Source organism: Bauldia litoralis (assembly GCF_900104485.1).
GTDB classification, from domain to species: Bacteria; Pseudomonadota; Alphaproteobacteria; order Rhizobiales; family Kaistiaceae; genus Bauldia; species Bauldia litoralis.
On record NZ_FMXQ01000008.1, the window covers coordinates 24,046 to 46,840 of the forward strand.

General features: G+C 67.2%; 24 protein-coding genes. 9 read left to right on the plus strand and 15 right to left on the minus strand.

Annotated features, from left to right (window positions below; all coding sequences use genetic code 11):
- Positions 1 to 27: 27 nt before the first annotated feature.
- The 4 genes from nagA to BLT60_RS17970 form a co-directional block, all read right to left on the minus strand.
- Positions 28 to 1,164 carry an N-acetylglucosamine-6-phosphate deacetylase gene (gene nagA, locus BLT60_RS17955; protein WP_090878533.1) on the minus strand — a complete coding sequence of 379 codons (1,137 nt, stop codon included), beginning with the start codon at positions 1,162 to 1,164 and terminating at the stop codon, positions 28 to 30.
- A gap of 19 nt (positions 1,165 to 1,183) precedes the next feature.
- The gene (locus BLT60_RS17960; RefSeq protein WP_244521319.1) at positions 1,184 to 2,233 is read right to left on the minus strand and encodes an SIS domain-containing protein; all 1,050 of its coding nucleotides are present in this window, start codon (positions 2,231 to 2,233) and stop codon (positions 1,184 to 1,186) included.
- The gene (locus BLT60_RS17965; protein ID WP_090878537.1) at positions 2,230 to 3,111 is read right to left on the minus strand and encodes a glucosamine kinase nucleotide-binding domain-containing protein; all 882 of its coding nucleotides are present in this window, start codon (positions 3,109 to 3,111) and stop codon (positions 2,230 to 2,232) included. Before BLT60_RS17965 ends, BLT60_RS17960 begins: the two co-directional genes overlap by 4 nt.
- Before the next feature lie 265 nt (positions 3,112 to 3,376).
- Positions 3,377 to 3,964 (minus strand): TetR/AcrR family transcriptional regulator, encoded by a 588-nt coding sequence (locus BLT60_RS17970; RefSeq protein WP_090878539.1) that lies wholly within the window; start codon positions 3,962 to 3,964, stop codon positions 3,377 to 3,379.
- Positions 3,965 to 4,061: 97 nt separating this feature from the next.
- On the opposite strand from BLT60_RS17970, the gene BLT60_RS17975 reads away from it, so the two are divergent.
- Positions 4,062 to 4,526 (plus strand): MAPEG family protein, encoded by a 465-nt coding sequence (locus tag BLT60_RS17975; RefSeq protein WP_090878541.1) that lies wholly within the window; start codon positions 4,062 to 4,064, stop codon positions 4,524 to 4,526.
- A 16-nt stretch (positions 4,527 to 4,542) separates the two neighbouring features.
- Here the strand turns inward: BLT60_RS17975 and BLT60_RS17980 are convergent, their stop codons facing one another.
- The 5 genes from BLT60_RS17980 to BLT60_RS18000 form a co-directional block, all read right to left on the minus strand.
- Entirely contained in the window at positions 4,543 to 5,592 is a 1,050-nt protein-coding gene (locus BLT60_RS17980; RefSeq protein ID WP_090878543.1) for an Ldh family oxidoreductase, read from the minus strand.
- A 31-nt stretch (positions 5,593 to 5,623) separates the two neighbouring features.
- On the minus strand, positions 5,624 to 6,307 hold the full coding sequence (locus BLT60_RS17985; RefSeq protein WP_090878545.1) for a YjbE family putative metal transport protein: 684 nt from the start codon (positions 6,305 to 6,307) through the stop codon (positions 5,624 to 5,626).
- A 28-nt stretch (positions 6,308 to 6,335) separates the two neighbouring features.
- A complete protein-coding gene (locus BLT60_RS17990; RefSeq protein WP_090878547.1) occupies positions 6,336 to 7,334 on the minus strand; it encodes an aldo/keto reductase in 999 nt (332 codons plus the stop codon).
- A gap of 172 nt (positions 7,335 to 7,506) precedes the next feature.
- Positions 7,507 to 7,770, minus strand: coding sequence for a YMGG-like glycine zipper-containing protein (locus BLT60_RS17995; protein WP_090878549.1), 264 nt, complete (start codon positions 7,768 to 7,770; stop codon positions 7,507 to 7,509).
- 120 nt (positions 7,771 to 7,890) lie between these two features.
- Positions 7,891 to 8,796 carry a protein-methionine-sulfoxide reductase heme-binding subunit MsrQ gene (locus BLT60_RS18000; protein WP_244521320.1) on the minus strand — a complete coding sequence of 302 codons (906 nt, stop codon included), beginning with the start codon at positions 8,794 to 8,796 and terminating at the stop codon, positions 7,891 to 7,893.
- Positions 8,797 to 8,996: 200 nt separating this feature from the next.
- Here BLT60_RS18000 and BLT60_RS18005 point away from each other — a divergent pair, with 200 nt between their 5' ends.
- The 3 genes from BLT60_RS18005 (at position 8,997) to BLT60_RS18015 (ending at position 11,481) form a co-directional block, all read left to right on the plus strand.
- Positions 8,997 to 9,404: a hypothetical protein gene (locus tag BLT60_RS18005; RefSeq protein ID WP_090878553.1), complete on the plus strand. Its 408-nt coding sequence runs from the start codon at positions 8,997 to 8,999 to the stop codon at positions 9,402 to 9,404.
- Positions 9,405 to 9,702: 298 nt separating this feature from the next.
- A complete protein-coding gene (locus BLT60_RS18010) occupies positions 9,703 to 10,488 on the plus strand; it encodes a glycosyltransferase 61 family protein (protein WP_244521321.1) in 786 nt (261 codons plus the stop codon).
- Positions 10,489 to 10,521: 33 nt separating this feature from the next.
- Positions 10,522 to 11,481, plus strand: a complete 960-nt coding sequence (locus BLT60_RS18015; protein WP_090878557.1) for a UDP-glucuronic acid decarboxylase family protein — start codon at positions 10,522 to 10,524, stop codon at positions 11,479 to 11,481.
- Here the strand turns inward: BLT60_RS18015 and BLT60_RS18020 are convergent.
- A complete protein-coding gene (locus tag BLT60_RS18020) occupies positions 11,454 to 12,737 on the minus strand; it encodes a DUF2254 domain-containing protein (protein ID WP_090878558.1) in 1,284 nt (427 codons plus the stop codon). The two genes, BLT60_RS18015 and BLT60_RS18020, sit on opposite strands and share 28 nt — an antisense overlap.
- A gap of 171 nt (positions 12,738 to 12,908) precedes the next feature.
- Here BLT60_RS18020 and BLT60_RS18025 point away from each other — a divergent pair, with 171 nt between their 5' ends.
- Entirely contained in the window at positions 12,909 to 13,574 is a 666-nt protein-coding gene (locus tag BLT60_RS18025; RefSeq protein ID WP_090878560.1) for a class I SAM-dependent methyltransferase, read from the plus strand.
- A 17-nt stretch (positions 13,575 to 13,591) separates the two neighbouring features.
- Here the strand turns inward: BLT60_RS18025 and BLT60_RS18030 are convergent, their stop codons facing one another.
- Positions 13,592 to 15,151, minus strand: coding sequence for a CYTH and CHAD domain-containing protein (locus tag BLT60_RS18030; protein ID WP_090878562.1), 1,560 nt, complete (start codon positions 15,149 to 15,151; stop codon positions 13,592 to 13,594).
- A 202-nt stretch (positions 15,152 to 15,353) separates the two neighbouring features.
- Here BLT60_RS18030 and BLT60_RS18035 point away from each other — a divergent pair, with 202 nt between their 5' ends.
- Together BLT60_RS18035 and BLT60_RS18040 are read left to right on the plus strand one after the other, a co-directional pair.
- Positions 15,354 to 16,178, plus strand: coding sequence for an ion transporter (locus BLT60_RS18035; RefSeq protein WP_244521322.1), 825 nt, complete (start codon positions 15,354 to 15,356; stop codon positions 16,176 to 16,178).
- Between the two features lie 246 nt (positions 16,179 to 16,424).
- On the plus strand, positions 16,425 to 17,405 hold the full coding sequence (locus BLT60_RS18040) for a TerC family protein (protein WP_175478534.1): 981 nt from the start codon (positions 16,425 to 16,427) through the stop codon (positions 17,403 to 17,405).
- 57 nt (positions 17,406 to 17,462) lie between these two features.
- On the opposite strand, the gene BLT60_RS18045 is transcribed toward BLT60_RS18040, so the two are convergent.
- Both BLT60_RS18045 and BLT60_RS18050 read right to left on the minus strand, forming a co-directional pair.
- Positions 17,463 to 18,614, minus strand: a complete 1,152-nt coding sequence (locus BLT60_RS18045; RefSeq protein WP_090878931.1) for an adenosylhomocysteinase — start codon at positions 18,612 to 18,614, stop codon at positions 17,463 to 17,465.
- A gap of 102 nt (positions 18,615 to 18,716) precedes the next feature.
- Complete coding sequence (locus BLT60_RS18050; RefSeq protein WP_090878566.1) at positions 18,717 to 19,505, minus strand: TIGR01458 family HAD-type hydrolase; 789 nt, start codon at positions 19,503 to 19,505, stop codon at positions 18,717 to 18,719.
- A gap of 169 nt (positions 19,506 to 19,674) precedes the next feature.
- Here BLT60_RS18050 and BLT60_RS18055 point away from each other — a divergent pair, with 169 nt between their 5' ends.
- Positions 19,675 to 20,595, plus strand: coding sequence for a sugar kinase (locus BLT60_RS18055; protein WP_090878568.1), 921 nt, complete (start codon positions 19,675 to 19,677; stop codon positions 20,593 to 20,595).
- Between the two features lie 16 nt (positions 20,596 to 20,611).
- On the opposite strand, the gene BLT60_RS18060 is transcribed toward BLT60_RS18055, so the two are convergent.
- Entirely contained in the window at positions 20,612 to 21,169 is a 558-nt protein-coding gene (locus BLT60_RS18060; RefSeq protein ID WP_342028619.1) for a YbaK/EbsC family protein, read from the minus strand.
- A gap of 29 nt (positions 21,170 to 21,198) precedes the next feature.
- On the opposite strand from BLT60_RS18060, the gene BLT60_RS18065 reads away from it, so the two are divergent.
- Positions 21,199 to 21,822: a hypothetical protein gene (locus tag BLT60_RS18065; protein WP_090878933.1), complete on the plus strand. Its 624-nt coding sequence runs from the start codon at positions 21,199 to 21,201 to the stop codon at positions 21,820 to 21,822.
- Here the strand turns inward: BLT60_RS18065 and BLT60_RS18070 are convergent.
- A complete protein-coding gene (locus BLT60_RS18070; protein WP_090878572.1) occupies positions 21,819 to 22,727 on the minus strand; it encodes a metallophosphoesterase family protein in 909 nt (302 codons plus the stop codon). The two genes, BLT60_RS18065 and BLT60_RS18070, sit on opposite strands and share 4 nt — an antisense overlap.
- Between the last annotated feature and the right edge of the window lie 68 nt (positions 22,728 to 22,795).

Below are 22,795 nucleotides of genomic sequence, written 5' to 3' on the forward strand. Positions count from 1 at the left end.
GGCTGACCACCTTTCTGTCCTGACGCGTCACGCGTCGCTACCGTTGATCCATGTCTGTTGTACCGTCAGCCCTGCGTCGAGCAACACCAGGTCCGCCCGGAAGCCCGGCGCGATCTGGCCGATCTCGTCATCGAGGCCGAGAAACTCGGCCGGCGTCCGCGAGGCCATGCGCAGCGCGATCTCGAGCGGCAGGCCGAGCGCCTCCACCGTGTTGCGCACCGCCGTCGCCATGTCGAGGTCCGAGCCGGCGAGGGTGCCGTCCTCCATCGTCAGGCGGCCGCGTTCGCGCGTTACCGTCCGACCGTGCAGGACAAACTCCCCGAGCTCCGAACCGACCGACGACATGGCGTCGGTGATCAGCATCATCCGCTCCCAGCCCCGGGCGTTGATCGCAACCCGCAGGCTCGGCGCCGAGACATGCACGAGGTCGACGATCAGGCCGCACCAGGCGTCGAAATCGTCGAGCGCCGCGCCGACCGGCCCCGGTTCACGGCCGGTCAGCGGCGGCATGGCGTTGTAGAGATGGGTGAAGGCGGTCAGGCCGGCGGCGCGCGCAGCCCGGATCGTCTCGTAGGAGGCCGCGGTATGGCCGGCCGAGACCAGCACCCCGGCCGAGGCGAGCCGGGCGATCGTCTGGGTCGACACCATCTCCGGCGCCAGCGTCACCAGCGTCCGGCCGCGCGTCAGCCCGGTCATCAGCGCGATGTCGGCTTCCTCGACCGGGCGCATGAAGCTTGCCTGGTGGGCGCCCTTGCGCTCCGGGTTGAGGAAGGGGCCTTCGAGGTGAATGCCCAGCAGTCCGGGCACGCCTTTGGCCAGTGCCTCTTCTGCCGCGGCCATCGCCTCGGTGGTCGCCTCGAAGCTGTCGGTGATCAGCGTCGGCAGGAAGCCGGTGGTCCCGTATCGCCGATGGGCGGCGCCGATCGCGGCGATTCCCTCGACGGTCCGCGCGTCGTTGAACAGCACGCCGCCGCCGCCATTGACCTGGACGTCGACGAAGCCCGGTGCGATCAGGCCGTCGACCGCGCGCTGCTCGGCATCGGCCGGCACGTCGCCGGTCGCCACGATCCCGGCGATGCGCGTTCCATCGATCAGCACCGCCTCGCCGTCGCGCAGCCGCTCGCCGTCGAAAATCCGGGCGCCGGTCAGCGCGATCACGGTCATGGAGCGAGCGGTCCGGCGTTCATCGGGTTTCGGTGACCTTGCTGAGATGCGGCGGCCGGTCGGGATCGTTGCCCCGGGCGCGCGAGACGGTCTCGGCCATCGGGTAGAAGCTCTGGATCGTGGTCAGCGGCTGGACCAGCGGATGGACGCCGGCGGTCGTCGGCAGCACCACCGCCCCGGGGATTGTGGCCGGTCCGGCCGAGATCACCGGCACGCCGCGGGCCAGCAGCTCCGCCCCGGTTTCGGCGAGCGAGTCGAGCGCCGCATCGTCCTGGCTGAAGACGACCACCGGGAAGTCCGGCCCGGCGATCCGCTGCGGCCCGTGCTTCATCTCGGCGGCGCTCATCGCCTCGGCGTGAATGCCGCTGGTTTCCTTGAGTTTCAGCGCGGCTTCCTGGGCAACCGCGAGGCCGGGACCGCGGCCGATGACGTAGAGGCTGCGGGCGTCGGTGAGGAGCGGGACCAGGCCTTGCCAGTCGCAGGCCAGCGCGTCGCCAAGGTCGTCCGGCAGTCGGGCGACAGCGTCGATCAGCGCCGTGTCGCCGCTCCAGTGGGCGCCGAGCTGGAGCACGGCGGCGAGCGAGGCGATATAGGATTTCGTCGCCGCGACGCTGCGCTCGGCCCCGGCATGGACCGGCAGCACGATGTCGCAGAGTGCTGCGAGCGGCGAGGCGGTGTCGTTGACGATCGCCACCGTCAGCGCGCCGTCGTCGCGCGCCGCCGTCGCCAGCGTCAGGAGGTCGGGGCTCTTGCCCGACTGCGAAATGGCGATGAACAGCGCGTCGCGCATGCGCGGCCGCGCGCCGTAGATCGAGGTGACCGAGGGGCCGACCGATGAAACGATCGTGTTGAGATGCAGCTCGAAGAGATACTTGGCATAGGTCGCGGCGCTGTCGGACGAGCCGCGGGCGCAGGTGACGACGAATTGCGGCGGCCGGTCGCGCAGCCGCGCGCCGAGGTCGCGGCAGGTGTCGGCATTGGCCGCGATCAGCCGCGCCACCACCTCCGGCGCTTCGAACGTTTCGCTCAGCATCAGCGACCGGTTGCCGGTCGTACCGTCTTGCATCATGCCAGTTTCCTTTCGGCGAATGCGTTCTTCGCCATGAGGATGGCGCCATCGGCAGCGTCGCTTTCCGGCGCGACGCAGACGTCGCGATAGGGCGGCGCCAGCCACGGCAGGATTTCGGGGAAGACGCCGCCGATCATCGCCACCGTCGGCGCGCCGAGTTCCAGCAGCCGGGCGATGGCGCGGGTCACGTCGCGCGCCGCCTCCTCGAGGATCGGCATTGCCAGTGCGTCGCGCCGCGCGGCATGCTCGAACACCGCCGGTGCGAAGCTGCCATAGTCGCCGGGGGTGGCGCGCTCGGCCCATTCCACCGCCTTCGCCGCATCGTTGTCGAAGCGGGCGAGAACGGCCTCGGCCAGCGGCGTCAGCGGCGCCATGCCCTCCATCGCCCAGATCGAGCGGCGAATGGCATTGCGGCCGATCATCATGCCGCTGCCTTCGTCGGCGATGTCGTCACCCCAGCCGCCGACGGTGATCCGCTCGCCGTTGATCACCGCGAGGCCGGCAAAGCCGGTGCCGACGATCAGGATGGCGCCGTCCCGGTCGCCGCAGGCGCCGAGATAGGCGGCATAGGCGTCGGTATCGACGACCACCGAGGCGAAGGGATGGGGTTGGGCGAGGATGAAGTCGCGGTCCCAGGCCTGCTGCGTGCCGGCGAGCCCGAATCCGGCATGGACGCGGCTGAGATCGCCTTCGTCGAGCCCGGCTTCGTCGGCCGCCGCGCGGCAGGCCTTCAGCACCTCGGCAAAGGCGGAGTCCTTGAAGCGCGCGTTGCTTGCGCCGGCCGCGCCTTCGCCGAGCTGGCGACCCTGGGCGTCGCGAAGCCTGGCGCGGGTCCGGGTCGCGCCGCCGTCAACGCCCATGAACAGGGGCTGTCTCATGTCTCTCCCACGCGGTTTTCGCCGCCGCAGAAATAGTGGAACGCCACCGCGAAGCCAACCGCAAAACCGGCCGGTCCGGGAGGCGAGCGGACAGGACGTCGTCATGGTAGCAATAGCGTATGGGATTCCCTCCCGGCAGCCGGTGACTCTCGGCACGATGAATGGAACCGAAACCATCGGCGCGCTGTCCGTCGGGCTCGATTCCCGCGACGATGGCGAGGTCAAGCTGGCGGCGCGAAGACGGCCTCTCGCCACATCGGGCGCCTTACGTGCCGCCCTCGTCGCAGTCGCAGGTCAGCCGTAGCATGACGGCGATCGCCTGATCGTCCGTCAGGCCGCGGTCGCGCACCAGCGTCCGCCATGTGTCGAAGCTCACCGCGACCGCCAGTGCCGCGTCGAGGAGTTTCCTTGCCTGCCCTTTCGCCCTGAAGGGGGCGGCCAGGACCTCGACGGTGCGTTGCCAGTGTTCGTGATAGGGCGCCATGACCGGGTGATCGCGGGCGTCGGTGAGGACGCGACCGATCATCGCTTCGGTCCTCCGATGAAAGGCATAGCTCTCGCGCAGACCATGGCGCAGGCGCGTCCTGGCGTCGGCTATCGCAAGCCATGCGGTCGGATCCGGCAACGGGTTTTCACTGAAATACTGCCCGCTGCAGGCGCGTGTCAGCGCTGTCTCGTCGGGAAAGTGGCGATAGACGGTGACCCGTCCGACCTTCGCCTTCGCCGCGATATCGGCCATCGAGGTCGCCGCCGGCCCCTTGGTCTGGTGCAGGGCGATCGCCGCATCGACGATCTTTTGCCGCGTCTGGTCCTGGCGCTCGGCGCGCTGTTTCAATCGGTAGGGGCGGGTCATGGCTTCATGATACAGTGTCTTTCACCAATATTGACAATCCCCCCGGATCGGATATTTTCGAGAAACATAAAGTTTCATTAAAGGGGAGGTCGGTGCGATGTCTTTGCTAAGCATGGAGAACCCGGTTTTCGTCACCTACGTGATCGCGGCGTCGATCATGATCCTCAAGCTGATGGGGCAGGGCTGGGTGACTGTCGTCAGGATGATGGGGACCGACGCGGGTCTCCTCAATCCCGAGGACCTCAAGCCCGGCCCGGCGAACCGCAATCCGCGTCCCGAACAGCTTGAACCGAATGACTATGTCGAGCGGTCCCGGCGAATCCAGCGCAACGATCTGGAGAATATTCCCGGCTTTCTCGCCGCCGGCCTGCTGTTCGTCGCGGTCGGGCCGTCGCTCATCCTCGCCAATATCCTCATGTATGCCTTCGTCATCACGCGCCTTGCCCATACCGTCGCCTATACCAGCGGGCAGCGTCACGAGGTCCGCGCCACTTTCTACACGGTCGGTTCGGTGATCGTCATCGTCATGGCGGTCTACGCGTTGGTGGTGGCGCTCTTCTGAGGGCCGCCGGCCGGGGCTAGAGCGTCTGCGGCAGTGGCACGCCGTATTTCTCGGCCCAGGGCTCCAGCCGGTCGACGATGCCGGGGTAGAGCGCCAGCCCGTTGCGCATCGCGTCGCGCTTGCGGGCCAGCGCCCTCTCGCCGGGCAGCCGCACCTTCTCGATGCCGACGGCGGGCCGCGATCCGTGGCAGAGCGACACCAGTTCGCTGGTCTCGCGGTTGAAGGCGACGCGGCCGGCGAAGGCGTCGGGCTCGAAGACCTGGATGAAGATCGCCGCGCCCCAGAAACTCGGCTTGGACGATCGCCCGTCGCCCGACAGACCCTGGCTCAGCGACTCGACGATCAGCGCCATGCCGTAGCCCTTGTGGCCGTGGTCGTGGCCGCCGGTCGGCAGCAGCGTGCCTTTCGGTTCGTCGAACAGGATGCGCGGGTCGTTGGTGGCGTTGCCAGCGTGATCCTGCGCCCATTTGCCGGGAAAATGCTCGCCGCCGCCCCTCAGCCTTCCGGCCATGCCGTTGGTGGTGATCGAGGAACTCATGTCGATCAGGATCGGGTCGCCCTCGGTCGGGAAGCCGGCGGCGAAGGGGTCCGGGGTGAAGACGGGATCGAGCCCGCCATGCGGCGCGACGGTGGCGACGGCCGGATCGGAGCAGGCGATCAGGACGACCTGGCCGCGGTTGGTGGCGCGGGTGAGGTAGGCCGCGAGGCAGGCGATGTGGTGCGACTCGCGCACCGAGACCGTCGCGACGCCATAGTCGCTGGCGCGATTGCAGGCCTCGTCGATGGCGCGAGCGGTGATCCATACGCCCGACAGCCGCCGCGCGTCCCACAGCAGCGCCGCCTTGTGGTCGGACAGCACCTCGGGGTCGCCCGTTGCCCGCATCTCGCCGTTCTCGAGTTCGCGCAGGTAGTTCGGCGCGAGGTTCAGCCCGTGGGTGTCGTGACCCATCAGGTCGGCCTCGACCAGCAGCTCGGCGACCGTCGCCGGCTTGTCGCCATCCATGCCGGCGGCGGCGAACAGGGCGGCGGTGAAGTCGACGAGATCGGCGGGGCGGTAGCGGGTCATGTCTTCTCCTCGGTCGGGGGAAGAGTGCAGCCTACAACAAATCCGGATCGACGGCGTTCATCACCTCGACCGCGCCGTCCCAGATCATCACCGCCGCCACCCAGGCTATCAGGATAAGCCCGAGATAGGCGATCCAGCGATGGCGATGGAGCAGCTTGGCGATAAAGGTCGCGGCGATCCCCATCAGCGCCACCGACAATGCCAGCCCGACGACCATCACCCACAGGTGATCGCGCGCGGTGCCGGCGACGGCGAGCACGTTGTCGAGCGACATCGAGACGTCGGCGACGACGATCTGGATCAGCGCCTGTTTCAGGGTCTTGCATTGCTGCGGGCCACCAACCGCCTTCGTGCCCGGCGATCCTTCGACCGCCTGGCCGTGGAGCTTGCCGTCGATCTCGACGTCGAGCGCGTCGGTGCCGAGCGCGGCGGCGCTGTGACCGCCGTCCCGCAGTTCCCGCCACAGTTTCCACGACACCCAGAGGAGCAGCAGGCCGCCGGCCAGCAGCAGGCCGATGATGCCGAGCAGTTCCACCGTGAAGATGGCGAAGACGATCCTGAGCAGCGCCGCCGCAACGATGCCGAAGATGATCGCCTTCTTGCGAAGCTCCATCGGCAGCCCCGCCGCCGCCATCCCGACCACCACCGCGTTGTCGCCGGCGAGGACGAGGTCGATGACGATGACGGTGGCGAGGGCGGTGAGCTCGGAATACATCAGGCGGCGATCGGTTGGTCGGGGTGGCTTACGCCGGAACCGGCGCGTTGGTGGCGATCAGCTTCTCGTTCTTGAGGTCGCTCCACAGCGAGCCGGGAATGTCGGCGGTCCACCATTCTAGGATCTGGTTCATCTCCTCGGCCGATCGCGGGCCGGGAATGGTGCCGGCGACCGTCGGATGGGCGAGCGGGAAACGCAGCGCCGCGGCGGCGAGCGGCACGTTGTGGGCCTCGCAGACCCGGGCCATCGCCTTGACCTTGGTCATCACCGATTCAGGCGCCTTGACGTAGTTCCAGGTCTCGCGGCCGACCAGGATGCCGGAGTTGAACGGCCCGCCGATGATGATCGATGCGCCGTGCTTCTCGACCGCCGGCAGCAGCGTATCGAGCGAATCCTGCTCGAGCAGCGTGTAGCGGCCAGCAAGCAGGAAGCAGTCCCACTGGGCATGGGACAGCGCGTCGGCAATCGGTTGCGATTCGTTGACGCCGATGCCGATCGCCTTGACCGCGCCGCTGCTGCGCAGGTCGTCGAGCGCCCGTGCGGCGCCATCCATGGCGGCGGCATGCATCTTTGGCTGCGTCTCGGCGCCGTGGGTAAAGGTGTCGATGTCGTGGATGTAGAGGACGTCGATATGGTCGAGGCCGAGCCGCTGCAGGCTGTCCTCGTAGGAGCGCATGACGCCGTCATAGGAATAATCGAAGACGGGTTCGAAGGGCAGCGGCTGGCGCCAGTCGTCGTTCTGGCTCTGCTCGCCCTTGCGCGGCCGAAGCAGGCGTCCGACCTTCGTCGACAGCGTCCAGCCGTCGAGATGGCGCAGCGTGTCGCCGACCAGGCGTTCAGAGCGTCCGTAGCCGTAGAAGGGCGCCGTGTCGAAATAGCGAATGCCGGAATCGAAGGCTTCGAGGCAGAGAATCTTGGCGTCGGCGTCGGTCAGGTGCGCCTGGTTGCCGCCAAGCGTCGCGCCGCCCAGGCCCAGTGTCGTCACTTCCGCCGAGGTCCGGCCGAGCTTTCGCGTCTCGAATTTCATAGCTTCCCCCCTGGGTGGTTTTCTTTGAGATGAATCGTGTGCCCGATACATAAGCATCGTGCGGCCATGTAGCCAGCGGCAGCGGTCATCCGGTCGCAGTTTGGCGTCTTCCGCCGGGCGGCGGGCCGTCGGCAGGCCCTCTCATGGCCTTTTGGGCTGTTCCCGGGCGGGATCAGCCGATGCACCAGCCCTTGTAGCGCTGGCCGAAGATGTTGGTGCGCCAGCACGGCTTGGTGTTCTTGCCGATGACGTAACCGGCGACGGCGCCGGCCGCCCCGCCGATCGCCGCGCCGCCGACCGAACCGCCGGCGATGGCGCCGACCGCCGCGCCGGAAACCCCGCCGATGACCGCGCCGCGTTCGGCCCGTGTCGAGACGCAGCCCGACAGGGTGGCGGCAGTCAGCAGGCAGGCAAGGACGGCTGTGGTTGCTTTCATGGTTCCAACCCCCGATGCGCTTCCGGGCCGCGGCCGCGCCGCGCCGGTCAGACAGGCAATGCGCAGTGATAGCGAAAAGTTCGGGGCGGCGATATCGATATCGGCGGGCGGTGCCGGCGGTCAGCCCGGCCGGCTGGCGGGCGCGCCCCGGGCCGATGCGCCGGCCGGTTTCAGCCGCTTGCGGATTTCGGAAAGTACCGTCACGGCGAAGCCGGCGAACAGCACCCACCACGCCGGGCGGATCTGGAAGGAGAAGTCGAGATTGGCCATCAGTACCCGCTCGACGCTGACGCCGGTGGCGATCCCGTACCAGGCCGCCTCGACCACCACGGTCAGCAGCGCGGCCGCCACCGACAGGAGGGCCAGCGGCACGAAGCCTTCCTTGTAGCCGCGCTTGGCCATGATCCGGTAGCCCATCAGCCAGAAGAAGAAGCCCGACATCAGGACCGGCTGGCTGACGTCGATCTTCGACTGCATGTAGTAGTGGAGGATCGCCAGCGGCGTGATGATGTAGATCAGCTTGTGCAGCCGGTTCCAGCGCACGCCGCCGAGCCGCTTGACCCAGCCGTCGGTCGAGGTGACGCCGAGCGCGACCAGCCCGAGCAGCGCGACGAAGCCGATCAGCAGGTAGATGCGCTTGACGATCTCGGTCACGACGAAGCCGAGATCCCATTTGGAATCGAAGATATAGAGAACGAAATGGAGGAGGATGTAGGCGAGGGCGGCGAGGCCGATCATCCGCCGCACCTGGATCAGCTTCGACCAGTCGAACAGCCGCCGCGCCGGCGTCACCGCCAGCGTTATCAGCAACAGGTAGATCGTCCAGTCGCCGACGAAGTGGATCGCCGCGATATAGGGGCGCGGCCCCAGAGCCGTCGGCTCCGCCGGTCCGCCGGTCAGGGTCCGGTAGAGCAGCCATAGCGCCGGCAGCGCCAGCAGCACGAGAACCGTGGCCTTGAACGGCGCGAATTTTCCGGCCCGGTCGTTCCAGGGCATTTTTTGCGAAAACGTCTTGGTCTGGGCCACGGGATAATTCTCCTTGGCCGGAATATCGGCGGCTGGCGGGGCGCGTGCAATGCTGATACGCCGCTCGCGGCTTCACAGTCACGTCACGTGTTTGTCAGGTTTTCCGGGCGAAAGCGCCGCACGGGCGTGATCCGGCGCGTGATCTGCGCTAAGGGACGCGCCGGAACGGGCGGCGCGGGCGGCCCGGTCGGAGGAATACATTGGCTTACTGGACTGCGCGCATCATCCTGTGGCTGGTCGCCGTCTGCTACGGCATCTTCGCCTTTGGCCGGGTTCTCAACATGCTCGGCATGGGCGGCTTCGACTGGGCGACGGCGCCGCTCGAATGGCAGGTGATCGACGTCTTCTATCTCGCGGTCAACATCGCCGTCGTCTACGGCTTCGTCCTGCTCCGGCCGATCGGCTTCATGGCCTTCTTTCTCGCCGTCGTCACCCAGTTCGCGCTGTTCTGGGCGGTCTCCCCGGGTGAAGGCGTCGACGGCGCGCCGATCCGCGGTGCGTCCGTGTTCCTGAGCTACTTCGTGCCCTTCCACATCATAACCGTCGTGCTCGTCGTCGTGGCGCTCTTCCTGCTGCGTCGGCGCGATCGGCCCGAGCCGGCGGAGTGATGACCGGGATGGGCCAGTCGCCGCTTGCGGGAAGCGCCGCGAAGTTCCAATCTGCCGCCGGATGTCGGCAATCCGTTCGCGATCGTCCTGGCATGGCCGCGGCCAGCCGGCGGCGGCTTTTCGTCTGTGTGAGCGTTTGATGACTGCCCCACCCCTGCGTCTGATGACCCTGAAAACGCGCGCCGGCAGCCGGGCGCACTTCTATCATTTCTTCTTTGGCGTCCTGCTGCCGCTGGCCCGCTACATGGCGGGGGGCGACGACGACACGATCCCGCTGCTTGTCGAAGAGTGCGGTCCGATGGACGCCATCCTCGATGAACTGGACCTGCCGGGCCTCATCCTGCTGGGCAAGGACGAACATCGCCGGCTTCAGGGACGCATGCCGTTGACGACGGCGGAGCGCGTTTCACTGGCTCCTTACGATCTCGACGCCGTGAAAGGGGATTACGATCCGGTCGCCATCCGCGCCGGCGTCGATTGGCTTCTGGCCCGCTTTGGCGATCGGGTCGAGGCGCGCCGCCAGGCCTTGCAGGCCGAATGGTTGGGCCAGCCCCGCATCCTCATCGTCGATCGCGGTCCGCCCGATCCCTTCTATGCCAACGATCCGTCCTATGCCTCGGAACCGTCGAGACGGAAGACGGCTGGCGCCGAGCGTCGGCGGGTGGGCAACCACGAAGACCTGGTCGAGAGCCTCTCCGGCCTGTACCCGGGCTGCCGCGGCGTCCTTCTGGAAGGGCAATCGCTGGCGGCCCAGATCGCCTTGTTTCAGGTAGCGGATATCGTTGTCGCCCAGCATGGGGCAGCGCTGTCGAATATCGTCTGGATGCGTCCGGATGCCAGCATCGTCGAACTCGAAGGCGGGGCGCCGGAGATCGGCTATTTCGTGTCGCTGGCAGACGCCCTCGGCCTCAGCCACCGGTTCTTCCCGCAGGAAGGCCCGTTCGGTCCGGTGGACGTGGACAACCTGATCGAGGCGATCGAAGCGATCGCCAGGAACGCCCGGCGCGCCCGGGTGTCGGCGGGAGATGCCGCTGTGTCAGCCGGCGTGCCCGTGTCGGACCGGTCCGGGACCGTCGCACAATGACGTTGGCATCCGGTCGTCGAGACGGTAGCGCGCATGCCATCGCGTGACAGTCGCCAGCGAATCCTCGTCACCGGGGGTGCGGGGTTTCTCGGGTCGCATCTCGTCGACCGGCTGGTTGCCGCCGGCCACGACGTCATTTGCGTCGACAACCTGTTTACCGGGGCGGCCAGCAACGTCGACCATCTCCGCGACCACCCGCGGTTCAGGTTCATCCGCCACGACGTCACGATCCCGCTCTCGGTCGAGGTCGACCAGATCTACAATCTCGCCTGTCCCGCTTCGCCGATCCACTATCAGCGCGATCCCGTCGAGACGACCAGGACATCGGTGATCGGCGCCATCAACATGCTCGAACTGGCAAGGCGTCTCGGCTGCAAGATCCTTCAGGCCTCGACCAGCGAAGTCTATGGGGATCCAGAGGCGCATCCTCAGCCGGAAGGCTATTGGGGGCGCGTCAATCCGATCGGGCCGCGATCATGCTACGACGAGGGCAAGCGCTGCGCCGAGACGCTGTTCTTCGATTATCGTCGTCAACACGGACTGGCCATCAAGGTCGCCCGCATCTTCAACACGTATGGGCCGCGCATGCAGCCAAATGACGGCCGGGTGGTTTCGAACTTCATCGTCCAGTCGCTGGCCGGTGACCCGATCACTCTTTATGGCGACGGCAGCCAGACGCGGTCTTTCTGCTATGTCGATGATCTTGTCGACGGCCTCATCCGGCTGATGGAGACACCGGACGATTTCGTTGGCCCGGTCAACCTGGGCAATCCGGCGGAGTTCACGATCCGCGAACTCGCCATGAGGATCGTCAGCCTGACCGGCAACAGTGGAAGCAGGCTTGTATCTGCCACGCTGCCGGTCGATGACCCCCGCCAGCGCTGTCCGGATATCTCCCTCGCACAGGCGAAGCTCGACTGGCGACCCCGCGTCGCCCTCGAAGACGGCCTGATGCCGACCATCGCCTATTTCAGGGATGTGCTCCGCGCCTGATCGCCGCCTGCGCCGACCTCGGCGGCGATCGCCTCGATGGTGCGCTTGTCCTCGTCCAGCGTCAGCGCGGCAAGGCTTCGTTTCAGGGCAAGGGCCGAGTGACGACGGGCATTGTCGCCGAAGTCGGGGCGGCCCATCCGGGCCAGGGTTCGGAATGCCTTCTGCATCCGGATGCCGACTTCGAGCGTCGCGGCGCCGTCGCGTGCGATGGCATTGAACACGTCGTCGAAGGCATCATCCACGGAGACGGCGGGGATAAAGACCGATGGGTAGTGGATCTCGTCCGCCTCGGCGTCGCGTTCGCCTGCAAGGATGGAGAGGATCCGGACGACCCGGCCGATGATGTCGATCGCGGTGCCCGGATCGTTGATCCCCGGTGACAGTGCTCGCGAGGCGATTTCCGACAGGACGATCAGGCCGAAGCGCGGGTCCTGTGGGAAGGAGCGGGCGCTGTCTATCAGGAAGGCGTTGATCAGGGCCGCTCGCTCATCATCGTCGGGCTCCCAGGATGTCCAGGCCAGCGGTTCGGTGGTGTCGCTGAACGCGCCCGGCAGGCGAACGACGTAGATCGATCCGCCGGCGGTCTCGGCTATCCGGGAGAGGGCGCTGACGTCGAGATACTGGATGTAGCCGATGCGCTTGCCGAGCAGGGGAAAGGACGAGGTCGGCACCGAGACAAGCGCCGCACAGCCGAGATGCGGGCTCTGCCACCGGGCCATGATCGCCTTGGCGGTCGCCGCTTCGACCTTGTCCACCGTCTCGCCGAGCCGGCCGAGATGCGACAGGTAGTCGATCCAGCGAAAGAAGGTGATCAGGACGCCGGCAATGACGATCAGCGTCACGAAGAACAGGATGACCCGCCCGGTCGGCCCGTAGAAGCTGGTGCTGAGGGCGATGATCCCGACCAGGCTAAAGATGAACGCGCCGATGAAGGTCGACAGCACGTTCTGCGACGTCGAATCCTCGACCAGCAGGCGGGAGGCGCGGGGTGTCGCGGTGCTGGCGGCCGCCGCGAAGGCCGAAACCATGGTGCCGAGCGAGAAGGTCGCCACCGCCAGCATGCTGGACGCCATGATGCGCAGGATATCCTCGACGGAATCGGCGCCGAAGACCTCGGTGATGTCGGTGTTGTCGAGCACTGGCGGGACAAAGGCCGCGACGAGGGCCGTGAGCACCGCGACGATCCCGTAAAGCCCGGCGCGGAACCACAGCCGCCGGGTGATCAGCGTCCAGATCCATTCCCAGCGGCTGATCATGCTTTACGCCCCTTTCGCCCTCGGCCCGCTCGGCAGGGTCCGTCGCTGGCCGATCGGCAAGCTAGGCTAACCGATATCCGACCCGATTGGTTCCACGACGTTTGCCGCCTTCGGTGTTGCATGGCCGCGCCGCCTGACCGACACTCCCGGCCGTTCTGAAGGAGCCCTCTCATGTCGCGTACCTCGATCGGCCTCAGCGAGCGCCTCAACGACTATATCGTCGGCGCCCATACCGCCGAGCACCCCGTCCTGACGACGTTGCGCGACAAGACCGCCGCCTTGCCCGAGGCCGGCATGCAGATCGCGCCCGAACAGGGGCATTTCCTCGCCTTCCTCGTGCGTCTGACCGGCGCGCGGGCGGTGCTCGAGATCGGCACCTTCACCGGCTACAGCGCGCTCGCCGTGGCGCTGGCCCTGCCGCCGGATGGCGAGATCGTCGCCTGCGACGTCAGCGAGGAATGGACGAGCATCGGCAAGCGCCACTGGCTGGAGGCAGGTGTCGCCGAGCGGATCGACCTGCGCATCGCGCCCGCCCTCGAAACACTCGAGGCCCTGAAGGGCGAGGGCGCGTCCAGCCGCTTCGACATGGCCTTCATCGACGCGCAGAAGTCCGAATATGACGGCTATTACGAAGCCTGCCTCGACCTTGTCCGGGTCGGCGGCGTGATCGTGCTCGACAACATGCTGATGAGCGGCGCGGTCGCCGAGCCCGGCGCCGGCAGCGCCGGGGTCGCCGCCGTGCGCGCCCTCAACGCCAAGATCGCCGGCGACGACCGGGTCGATGCGGTGCTGCTTCCCGTCGGCGACGGCATGACGCTCGCCCGCCGCCTGGTCTAGGCTTCGTCGGCGACGGCTCAGCCGGCCTTCTTCCAGAATTGCGGGCTTTCCTCGAGGTCCCGCCACCGGGCCTTGGCCTCTTCCCAGCAGCCCTCGGCGCGCGCCTGGCTGGCGCCGATCACCCAGCCGATCGCCCGCTGCACCTGGCGGTCGTCGATCGCGTCGAGGTCGGTGGACTCCAGCGTCGCCGCGACGATGACCGAATCGTTCAGCGCGCCCAGCACGTTCTGGATCTTGCGCAGCCGCTTGCGAAACGGATCGACCGCCTTCCTGCTGTAGAGCGGCGACAGGAAATCGACCGCGTAGCGCAGCTTCTTGAGCTCCTTGCGCAGGTCGTGGCGCTGCTCGACCGTCAGCTTCTCGATCCTGCGGGCGCATTTGCCGGCCTTCTTCCAGTGCCCGGCGAGCGCCGTCTCGGCCAGTCTGGCGATCGGCGTGGCCAGCCGCCGCGACTGGTCGAAATCCGCCGGCAGGATCCAGCCGCGCGTCTCGACGAAGCGGGTCAGGTCGAGGACGAAAGCCTGTGCCCGCGCCCCGGTCAGCGTCTCGGCCACCTCCTTGCGTACCGCGTCGGCATGCTGGCGCAGCGGTGCGTCGAGCGCGGCGAGGCCCGGCTGGTCGGGATGCGTCTCGGCTTCGCGCCGGATGATGTCGTTCGTCACCACGTCGAGATCGCGGAGACCGCCGACCACATGGCCGAGCCAGCGCGCCTCGTCCTCGAGCCGCGACATCTCGGGGCTCTTCAGCACCGGCGCGAAGACCGAAAAGGCACTGCGCAGGCGGCGCAGGCCGACGCGCAACTGATGCGGGCCCTCCGGATCGTCGAGCCGCTGCATGACGACCATGTTGGTCGCCACCTGGTCGAAACACTCGCGCAGGATGTCGCGCGCCGCCAGTTCCGCGGTCTCGTTCGGGTCGAGCGGCACCGTCTGCGCGTTCCGCGGCGCCAGCGGCGGGTCGATCCAGCCTCGTTCCGCCAGCAGGAAGCCGCGCGCCGATTTCGACAGCCGCGAAAAGCGCAGGCCCCCATCGGGGAACAGGAGATGGGCGATGTCGAACAAGCCGCGCCGGTCGCCCTCGATCAGCTCGATCTCGGCCTCGCGCAGCGGCTCCGTCCGCTCGCCGGCATGGATCTCGCCGACATCGATGGCGAGTTCCGCCCGGGTGCCGTCCTCGAGCGTGACTTCCTTGGCCTGGCGGCGGATCACCGTCTCGCAGACCGGCTGCAGCGCCGAGCCGTTGACGGCGTGGAGGATCGTGTCGCGGATCGTTTCGTCGGGGATCGCCTCGAGGCAGAGGCGGCCGCCCGGCGCCGGATTCTCGACCTCGCCGACATCGGTCAGGCCGCCGTTCGGCGCGGCGGTGGTCTTCACGGTCTGGATCCAGCGGCGTCCGTCGCGGCGCAGCCGCAGCGAGAATCCGGCGGCCCTGAGGGCGTGTTCCGGTGTGTCGAAATAGGTGCTTCGCAGCGTTCGCGTCCGTGACGCGCCGGTCGAAAGCTTCGACGCGCGAATCTGCGCTCGCAGCCGCTTCAGCGTCGGATCGTCAATCTCGAACTTGAGCTCAATCTCGCGCATCTGCACCGCATGGAAAAGTCAGCCGATCCGGTTATCGCGAATCACCGGCCAACCCGCAAGCCGACCCGCTGGCGGGAGCCGCCGGGCTCATGGCCACAGGCCAGAAAAAGAGCGCTTCCCCGCCACTGGGGGCGCGCAATCGGCGAGGGCGTGTCCTATATGGTTGCCGCCGCCAAGCGGCGATCTTGCGGAAGGAGGTTACGTGTCTGCCTGGCTTCGTTCGATAGTCGATGATCCGCGCGCCGAGCGGGTCATCATGGTCCTGATCGTCATCAACGCCGTGATCCTCGGCCTCGAGACCAGCGAGACGATCATGGCCTCCCATGGCTGGCTGCTCGAGACGCTCGACCGGGCGATCCTCGCCGTCTTCGTCGTGGAGATCGCGGCGCGGATAATCGCCTATCGTGGCGCCTATTTCCGCGATCCGTGGAACGTCTTCGATTTCATCGTCGTCGCCATCGCCCTGGTGCCGGCTACCGAGACCTTTTCGGTGCTGCGGGCGCTGCGTGTCCTGCGCGTCCTCAGGCTGGTGACCCGCGTCCCGTCGCTGCGGCGGGTGGTCGGCGGGCTGATCACCGCGTTGCCGGGCATGGGGTCGGTCGTCGCCCTGCTCAGCCTGCTTTTCTACGTCTTCGCGGTGATGGCGACCAAGCTGTTCGGCGAGCAGTTCCCCGACTGGTTCGGGTCGATCGGCGCCTCGGCCTATTCGCTGTTCCAGATCATGACGCTGGAGAGCTGGTCGATGGGCATCGTCCGGCCGGTGATGGAAACCTATCCCTATGCCTGGGCCTTCTTCGTCCCCTTCATCGTCATCACCACCTTCGCCGTCCTCAACCTGTTCATCGGTATCGTCGTCAACGCCATGCAGGCCGAGCATGAAAAGGCGGTGAATGAGGAACGTGCCGCCGAGCGCGACATGATCCACGACGAGACGGCGCCGCTGGTTGAGGAAATCAAGGCATTGCGCGTCGAGATGGCGGCGCTGCGCCAGCGGATCGAGAATCCGGCTGTCCGGCCGCCCGAATAAGTCTCCGAACGAGAAAAAAGTGCCGGTCGCCCGGCGCCGGCCCTTGCGGCGGGCTGGCGGCCCCCCATTTGGGAGATTGCGGGCCGGGCCCCTCTGGCGACGCCATCTGTGGCGTCGTGATGTCGGACCGCATCGGGTGCGCTCGATGCCGGGTCCTCAAAAACCGGCGTATCGTGCTGCCCCTCGCCTGGTGAGGGAGCGAAACGCTTGGACCTGCAGACGCTGTTTCTTGGTCATCCGATCTGGATGTGGCTGGGCTTTCTCGGCCTCGTCGGCGTCCTGCTGGCCCTCGATCTTGGCGTTTTCCACCGCCGCAACTGCCAGATCGGCGTTTGCCACAGCCTGCTCCTCTCCGCCTTCTATATCGCTCTCGGCGTCGGCTTCAGTGGTCTGGTCGCGCTTCAGCTCGGCCAGCAGGCGAGCCTCGAATACCTCACCGGCTTCGTCGTCGAGAAGAGCCTGGCGATGGACAACCTCTTCGTCATCGCCACGATCTTCACCTACCTGTCGATCCCGCGCGAGTACCAGCACCGGGTGCTGTTCTGGGGCGTGCTCGGGGTAATCGTCCTGCGCGCCGTGATGATCGGCTTCGGCGCCGCGCTGGTCGCCGAGTTCCATTGGGTGCTCTACCTCTTCGCCGCCTTCCTGGTCGCCACCGGCATCAAGATGCTGTGGTCGGCCGACAGCCATTTCGACCTCGAGAACAACCCCGTTCTCAGGCTCGCCCGGCGCTGCTTCCGCGTCACCGATCGCCTCCACGGCAACCACTTCTTCGTCAAGCAGGCCGACCCGGCCACCGGCCGCCGCGTCACCTTCATCACCCCGCTCTTCCTGGCCCTGCTGGTGATCGAGGTCGCCGATGTCATCTTCGCCGTCGACTCGGTGCCGGCGGTCTTCGCCATCACCACCGATCCCTATCTCGTCTACACGTCAAACATCTTCGCGATCCTCGGCCTGCGGGCGCTGTATTTCGCGCTTGCCGCGGTGATGCACCGTTTCGCCTATCTCAAGCAGGCGCTGGCGATCCTGCTGGTCTTCGTCGGCTCGAAGGTCTTCGTCGCCGACATGCTGGGCTGGACCAAGTTCCCGGCCGAGTGGTCGCTCGCCGTTACCTTCGTCATCCTCGGCGGCGGCGTCGCCTATTCCATGTGGCGAACCCGCGCCTCCCCGGCCGAAGCCGTCGTCAAGGACGTCCCGGAGAAGGTCGAGCTCGAAAGCCGGCTCTAGGCGGCAAGGCGGGTTGCCGGCTGGACGCTTGACCCGGATCGGCACCTGGCGCCGGTCTCAGGCCCCATAGCAAAGATCGAGAAAGGCATTGGCGACCCGGTCGTCGATGTTGCGCGGCACCGGCACGACGCAGGCATCCCGCTCGGCCTTGCCCAGCGCGATCGCCTCGAGGCATCGCGCCTGCAGGGCGAAGCCGAGATCCATCGACTCGATCGAATTGCCCATCGGCCGCGGGCCGGCGAGGTTGAACATGTGCCCTTCGGCGATGATGCCGATGGTGCGGCCGTCGGCCAGACGCAGGGTTTCGATGCCGACTTCGTAGGCCGTCCGCTCGACCACCGTGCCATCACCCGCGATCCGCGCCGCCTCGATCTCCTGCGGAAAATGCCCGGCATTGGCGAGAACGACGCCATCCTTGAACAGCGGCAGGTCGTCGGGGCCGATGACGTGCTTGCCGCCGGTCACGGTGACGATGAAGTCGGCGCTGGCGATCGCCGCGTCGCGGGGCGGCGTTTCGTGGCCGTCGAGATGCGCCTGCAGGCGCTTGAGCGGATCGCGGTCGACGACGCTGACCCTGGCGTTGGCGTTGCGGAAGTTGGCGGCGACCCCCTTGCCGCAGGCGCCGTAGCCGAACACCGTGATGCGCTGGCCGTTGGTGGCGCGGTTGGTGATCCGGATGAAGGATTCCAGGACGCTCTGGCCGACGGCATGTTCGTTCTCGGCGAATTGCTTGATCGGGCTGTCGTTGATGACGAGGATCGGCATCCGGAAGTCGTCGCGCAGCGGTTCGAGCCGCATCCGCCCCGAGGTGGTCTCCTCGGTGCCGCCGAGCAGGCCGGCATACCGGTTCTGCCGGTAGAGGTCGAACAGGTCGCCGCCGTTGTCGAGGATGAGGTCCGGTTCTTCCGCCAGCACTGCAACGAGGCTCTCGTGGTGCTCCTTCGGGTTGCGGGTCGGGCCGCCGATCACCGTCACCCCGTGGTCGCGAAGATAGGCGACCGCCTCCGGCTGGGTGGTGTTGAGGTTGCCGGTCGAGACCATCCGGGCTCCGCCGGCCTGCAGCGTCAGGATCAGCGCCACGGTCTTCGGTTCGAGGTGGATGCCGGTGCCGATGGTCTTGCCGGCGAACGGCTTCGCGGCTTCGAACTCGGTGGCGATCCCGGCAAGCAGGCGGCAGTTCCGCCGCACCCAGTCGATACGGGTCTTCATGGTGGTCTCCATCGGCGGTCCTTGCCGGCAGGTGGGAAGGATCGGCCACCATCGCCTGTTGCCGCGATTCCGCCAATGGCGCCGTCCGACTTTTCACGACCGTCAGCCGATGGCGGCCGGATCGTTCCGATGCGCCAGGATCCACGTCGCCGCCGCCGCCAGGTCGTCGACCACGGCGGTCGGCGGCGGCGTCGCGCCGTCCTCGATGCCGGCGGTGTATTTCCCGGTCCGCACCAGCAGCGCCGCGCCGATCCCGGCGTCCAGCGCGCCGGAGACATCCGCCTCGATATCGTCGCCGACCATCACCGCCTCTGTCATGGCGCAGCCAGCCCCGGCCGCCGCCGCCGCATAGAAAGCCGGCGCCGGCTTGCCGAGCACCACCGCTTCGCGCCGGCTGGCATATTCGAGTGCGGTGACGAAAGCCCCGGCATCGAGGCTCAGGTCGCCATCGTCGTCCCGGAAGGTACGGTTCTTGGCCAGGGCGAGAAGGTCGGCGTCGCCGGACAGCGCCCGAAAGGCGTCGTTCAGCGTGTCGTAGGTAAAGTCGCGTCCCGCGTCGCCGACGACCACCGCCTTGTCCGGAAAGTCGGGGAGGCCGGCGAAATCCTCGACAAGCGCCGGATGGACCAGGAGGTGAGGCGATCGCCGGTTGGCGACGAGCCAAGTGCGCGCCGCCTCCGCCGGCGTGACGAGTTCGTCATTGTCGATGAGGAGGCCGATCCGCGCCAGCCGGTCGACGATGCCGGTTTTCGACATCCGCGTGGTGTTGGTGACGAAGCGCAGCGGCAGGCCGGCGTCGCGCAGCCGGGCGATTGCCTCGCCCGCGCCCGGAATCATGCTCTCGCCGAGATAGACCACCCCGGCGAGGTCGAGAAGAACACCCTTGATCATGGGTCGTCACCGCTGGGAGGAGGCGTGACACCAAGCCCCGACCATAGCGGCGATTGCCGGTGTGTGTGAAGCGGCGACGCGCCTCGCGCGCCGGGATTGTGGATTTCGACAATCGCCGGAATGTGCGATGACCCTTGCCGCAGGATGAAAACGAAACCGACGGGGACCCATGCCTGACATCATTTCCATCGGCGAGCCGCTCTTCGAACTCAACCAGCCGAAGGGCGAGGACATCTTTCGCCAGGGCCATGGCGGCGACACCTCGAATTGCGCCATCGCCGCCGCCCGCCAGGGCGCCAGCGTCGCCTATGTCACGTCGGTCGGTGCCGACCAGTTCGGCGAGTCCTTCATGAAGCTGTGGGCCGACGAGGGCATCGACACCAGCGCGGTGAGCCGCAGCCCGGTCGCCCATACCGGTCTCTATTTCGTCACCCATGCCGCCGACGGTCACGTCTTCTCCTACATGCGGGCCGGTTCGGCGGCGAGCCGGATGACGCCGGAGCAGTTGCCGGTCGCGATGATCGAGGGCGCCCGCATCCTTCATGCGTCGGGTATCAGCCAGGCGATCTCGTCGAGCGCCGCCGATGCCGTCTTCGCCGCGATGCGGATCGCGCGGGCGGCCGGCGTCACCGTCTCCTACGACACCAACCTCCGTCTCCGGCTGTGGCCGCTCGACCGGGCCCGCGCCGTCATCCATTCCGCCGTGGCGCTTGCCGATATCGTCCGCCCCGGTCTCGACGACGCCCGCCACCTGACCGGCCTAACCGACCCGGACAAGATCGTCGATTTCTACCTCGCGATGGGGGCGAAGATCGTCGCCCTGACCCTCGGCGAAGACGGCGCCATCATCGCCACCGCCGACCGCCGCGAGCGACTGCCGCCGATCGCCGTCAAGCTCGTCGACGCCACCGGCGCCGGCGACATGTTCGACGGCGCCTTCCTCTCCGAATACCTCCGCACCAACGACCCCTTCGCCTCGGCACGCTATGCCAACATGGCGGCGGCGCTGTCGACGGAGGGGTATGGCGCGGTCGCCCCTATGCCGCGTCGTGATGCGGTCGAGGCGGCGATCGCCGCCGGTCGTCGCTGACCGAAGCGGCGAATCGTCAGCCGAAACGAATCACTGTCGGGACAAGGGCGTCGCGCAGGTATCCCGGATCGACCGCGAAGACCGCCCGGGGTGTCCCGGCCGCCGCCCAGACTGTCCCAAACTGTAACAAGTCCTGATCCAGGAAGGTCGGCAGCTTAACCATGTGGCCGAAGGGCGGGATGCCGCCGATGGCGAAACCCGTGGCCTTTCGGACGAAATCGGCATCCGGCCGGACGATCGCCTCGCCGATGGTTTCCGCCATCGCCTTTTCGTTGACACGGTTGGTGCCGGAGACCAGGAACAGGTAAGCCTGTTCGCTGTCTTTTCCCTTGAATATCAGGGATTTGACGATTTGACTTACAGTACATTCGCAAGCCTGCGCCGCCTCTTCCGCGGTGCGGGTGCTGTCCGGCATCACGGTTACGGAAATCTCCAATCCGAGCCGTTCCGCCTCCTCCTGGACCCGTCTGGCCGCGGTGGGAAGCTCGGTCATTTCGGCAATTCCTTTTGTGGCGCGAAGTGTGCACAGCCTGATGCCAAGGGTGCGTGTTCTTGCTAACATATTGCTAACCAAGACGCATCCGCGTGAAGGAAGCCAGAACGATGAGTGACGTCACCGAAGGTCAGGGCGGAGCCGGGAATGTGCGGACGCTTCAGTCCGCCATCCGGCGCGTGCGAACGGCCGAGGCCGAACGCTCCGACGTGGTGGTCGAGTTGCGCGACGCCGAGCGCGCCCGCCTCGAAATGCTGGCGGATGAACTGAAGGGCGTCTTCGCCGAAGTCCCTGAGGATAACGACACTTTCGTCTTCAGCATTGGTGCCGGAACGCCGGCGCGGCTGTGGATCGACATGACCTCCTTCGTCGTCCTTGGCCGCGATCGCAGGACCTATCGCTTCCTCAAGGATACCCGCCTCGGCCGGACGGTGATCATCGAGACCGCCAATCTCGACGAGGTCGCCGACTGCGTCACCGACTATGTCGCCGAGCGGATCATCGAGCGCGAACGCGCCATCGAAGGCGACTGGGTGATCCGGCGCGCCAAGCGCGAGGAAACTGCGCGGCGGCAGGAAGAGAAGGGCATTCCCGCCCCGGCGGCAGCGCCCCCGGCGGCAGCGCGTTCGACCGACCGCAAGGCGCTCGGCTGGATCGCGGCGGCGTTCCTCTTCGGCATCCTTATCGGGGTGGCGGTGCTTCTCGGCTACGCCTGGATCCGTGTTCCCGCCTAGGTGACACCGGGCCCGACCAGCCGTTCTTCGGTCAGGGTCTCGATCGCGCCGCCATCGGCCCGCGTGCCGCGTTCCTCCATGTCGCATTCGAAACCGCCGTTTGCGGCGGCGATCTGGAAGGTCAGGTAGCTGCCACCGTGCCGACCGTGGCGGGGCGGCAGCGAGGCCGACGACGCGCCGATCACCGGGATCGGCCCCGACGGTCCGTCGATGCGATCGACGGTCGTGTGGTGATTGTGGCCGTGCAGGACCAGTTCGGCGCCGGCGCTCTTCAGGGCCTTGCGGAAGTGGCTGGCGCCAATCAGGCGCCGATGCCAGGGCGCGGAACCGATTGCCGGCGGGTGATGGATCAGCACGACGCGAAACAGCCCGGCTTCGCCCAACCGCTTGAGTTCCGCCTCGAGACGGTCGGCCTGAGGCTGACGGATCCGGCCAGTCGCCATCAGCGGTCCCGTGGCGATGGCGCTGGACAGCCCGACAATGGCGACCGGCCCCCGTATCCGGGTGAAGGGAAAGACCACCGGCGCATCGCCATGATCGTCGCCGATCATGTAGGGTTGCCAAGTCTTCTCGTAGTGGCGGATGGCGCTCGGCAGGTAAGCATCGTGGTTGCCCGGCACGGCGGTCACCTCCGTCGGCGCGCCGAGGCCCGCCAGCCATTCGGCGGCGGCGTCGATTTCCGGCGACAGGCCGATGTTGATCAGGTCGCCGGTCACCGCAATGTGGTCGCGCGGTCGGTCGAGCAATTCGTCGACCAGCACACGCAGGTTCTTCGGGCCGAGATCGGCAGCGCGGTTCCGATGCCAGTTGACGTAGCCGAAGATGCGCTTCGAGGCGAGCTGGCGCCATCGAACCGACGGCAGGGGACCGAGATGCGGATCGGAAAGCTGGACGAGGGTGAACACTGGTGCGACGTTCCATGAACTGCGTCGGCGGGTGGCTGCCGACGTCGTGGGTGGCGTGCCAGGGTATC

Coding starts and splice junctions, on each gene's coding strand:
- BLT60_RS17980 (WP_090878543.1), bottom strand. CDS start 5,592: ATGACCCGCTACCGCCCCGCCGATCTCGTCGACTTCACCGCCGCCCTG.
- BLT60_RS17990 (WP_090878547.1), bottom strand. CDS start 7,334: ATGAAATTCGAGACGCGAAAGCTCGGCCGGACCTCGGCGGAAGTGACG.
- BLT60_RS18015 (WP_090878557.1), top strand. CDS start 10,522: ATGCCATCGCGTGACAGTCGCCAGCGAATCCTCGTCACCGGGGGTGCG.
- BLT60_RS18065 (WP_090878933.1), top strand. CDS start 21,199: ATGAGTGACGTCACCGAAGGTCAGGGCGGAGCCGGGAATGTGCGGACG.
- BLT60_RS17960 (WP_244521319.1), bottom strand. CDS start 2,233: ATGATGCAAGACGGTACGACCGGCAACCGGTCGCTGATGCTGAGCGAA.
- BLT60_RS18030 (WP_090878562.1), bottom strand. CDS start 15,151: ATGCGCGAGATTGAGCTCAAGTTCGAGATTGACGATCCGACGCTGAAG.
- BLT60_RS17970 (WP_090878539.1), bottom strand. CDS start 3,964: ATGACCCGCCCCTACCGATTGAAACAGCGCGCCGAGCGCCAGGACCAG.
- BLT60_RS17985 (WP_090878545.1), bottom strand. CDS start 6,307: ATGTATTCCGAGCTCACCGCCCTCGCCACCGTCATCGTCATCGACCTC.
- nagA (WP_090878533.1), bottom strand. CDS start 1,164: ATGACCGTGATCGCGCTGACCGGCGCCCGGATTTTCGACGGCGAGCGG.
- BLT60_RS18045 (WP_090878931.1), bottom strand. CDS start 18,614: ATGAAGACCCGTATCGACTGGGTGCGGCGGAACTGCCGCCTGCTTGCC.
- BLT60_RS17995 (WP_090878549.1), bottom strand. CDS start 7,770: ATGAAAGCAACCACAGCCGTCCTTGCCTGCCTGCTGACTGCCGCCACC.
- BLT60_RS17965 (WP_090878537.1), bottom strand. CDS start 3,111: ATGAGACAGCCCCTGTTCATGGGCGTTGACGGCGGCGCGACCCGGACC.
- BLT60_RS17975 (WP_090878541.1), top strand. CDS start 4,062: ATGTCTTTGCTAAGCATGGAGAACCCGGTTTTCGTCACCTACGTGATC.
- BLT60_RS18010 (WP_244521321.1), top strand. CDS start 9,703: ATGGACGCCATCCTCGATGAACTGGACCTGCCGGGCCTCATCCTGCTG.
- BLT60_RS18055 (WP_090878568.1), top strand. CDS start 19,675: ATGCCTGACATCATTTCCATCGGCGAGCCGCTCTTCGAACTCAACCAG.
- BLT60_RS18050 (WP_090878566.1), bottom strand. CDS start 19,505: ATGATCAAGGGTGTTCTTCTCGACCTCGCCGGGGTGGTCTATCTCGGC.
- BLT60_RS18020 (WP_090878558.1), bottom strand. CDS start 12,737: ATGATCAGCCGCTGGGAATGGATCTGGACGCTGATCACCCGGCGGCTG.
- BLT60_RS18025 (WP_090878560.1), top strand. CDS start 12,909: ATGTCGCGTACCTCGATCGGCCTCAGCGAGCGCCTCAACGACTATATC.
- BLT60_RS18040 (WP_175478534.1), top strand. CDS start 16,425: ATGTGGCTGGGCTTTCTCGGCCTCGTCGGCGTCCTGCTGGCCCTCGAT.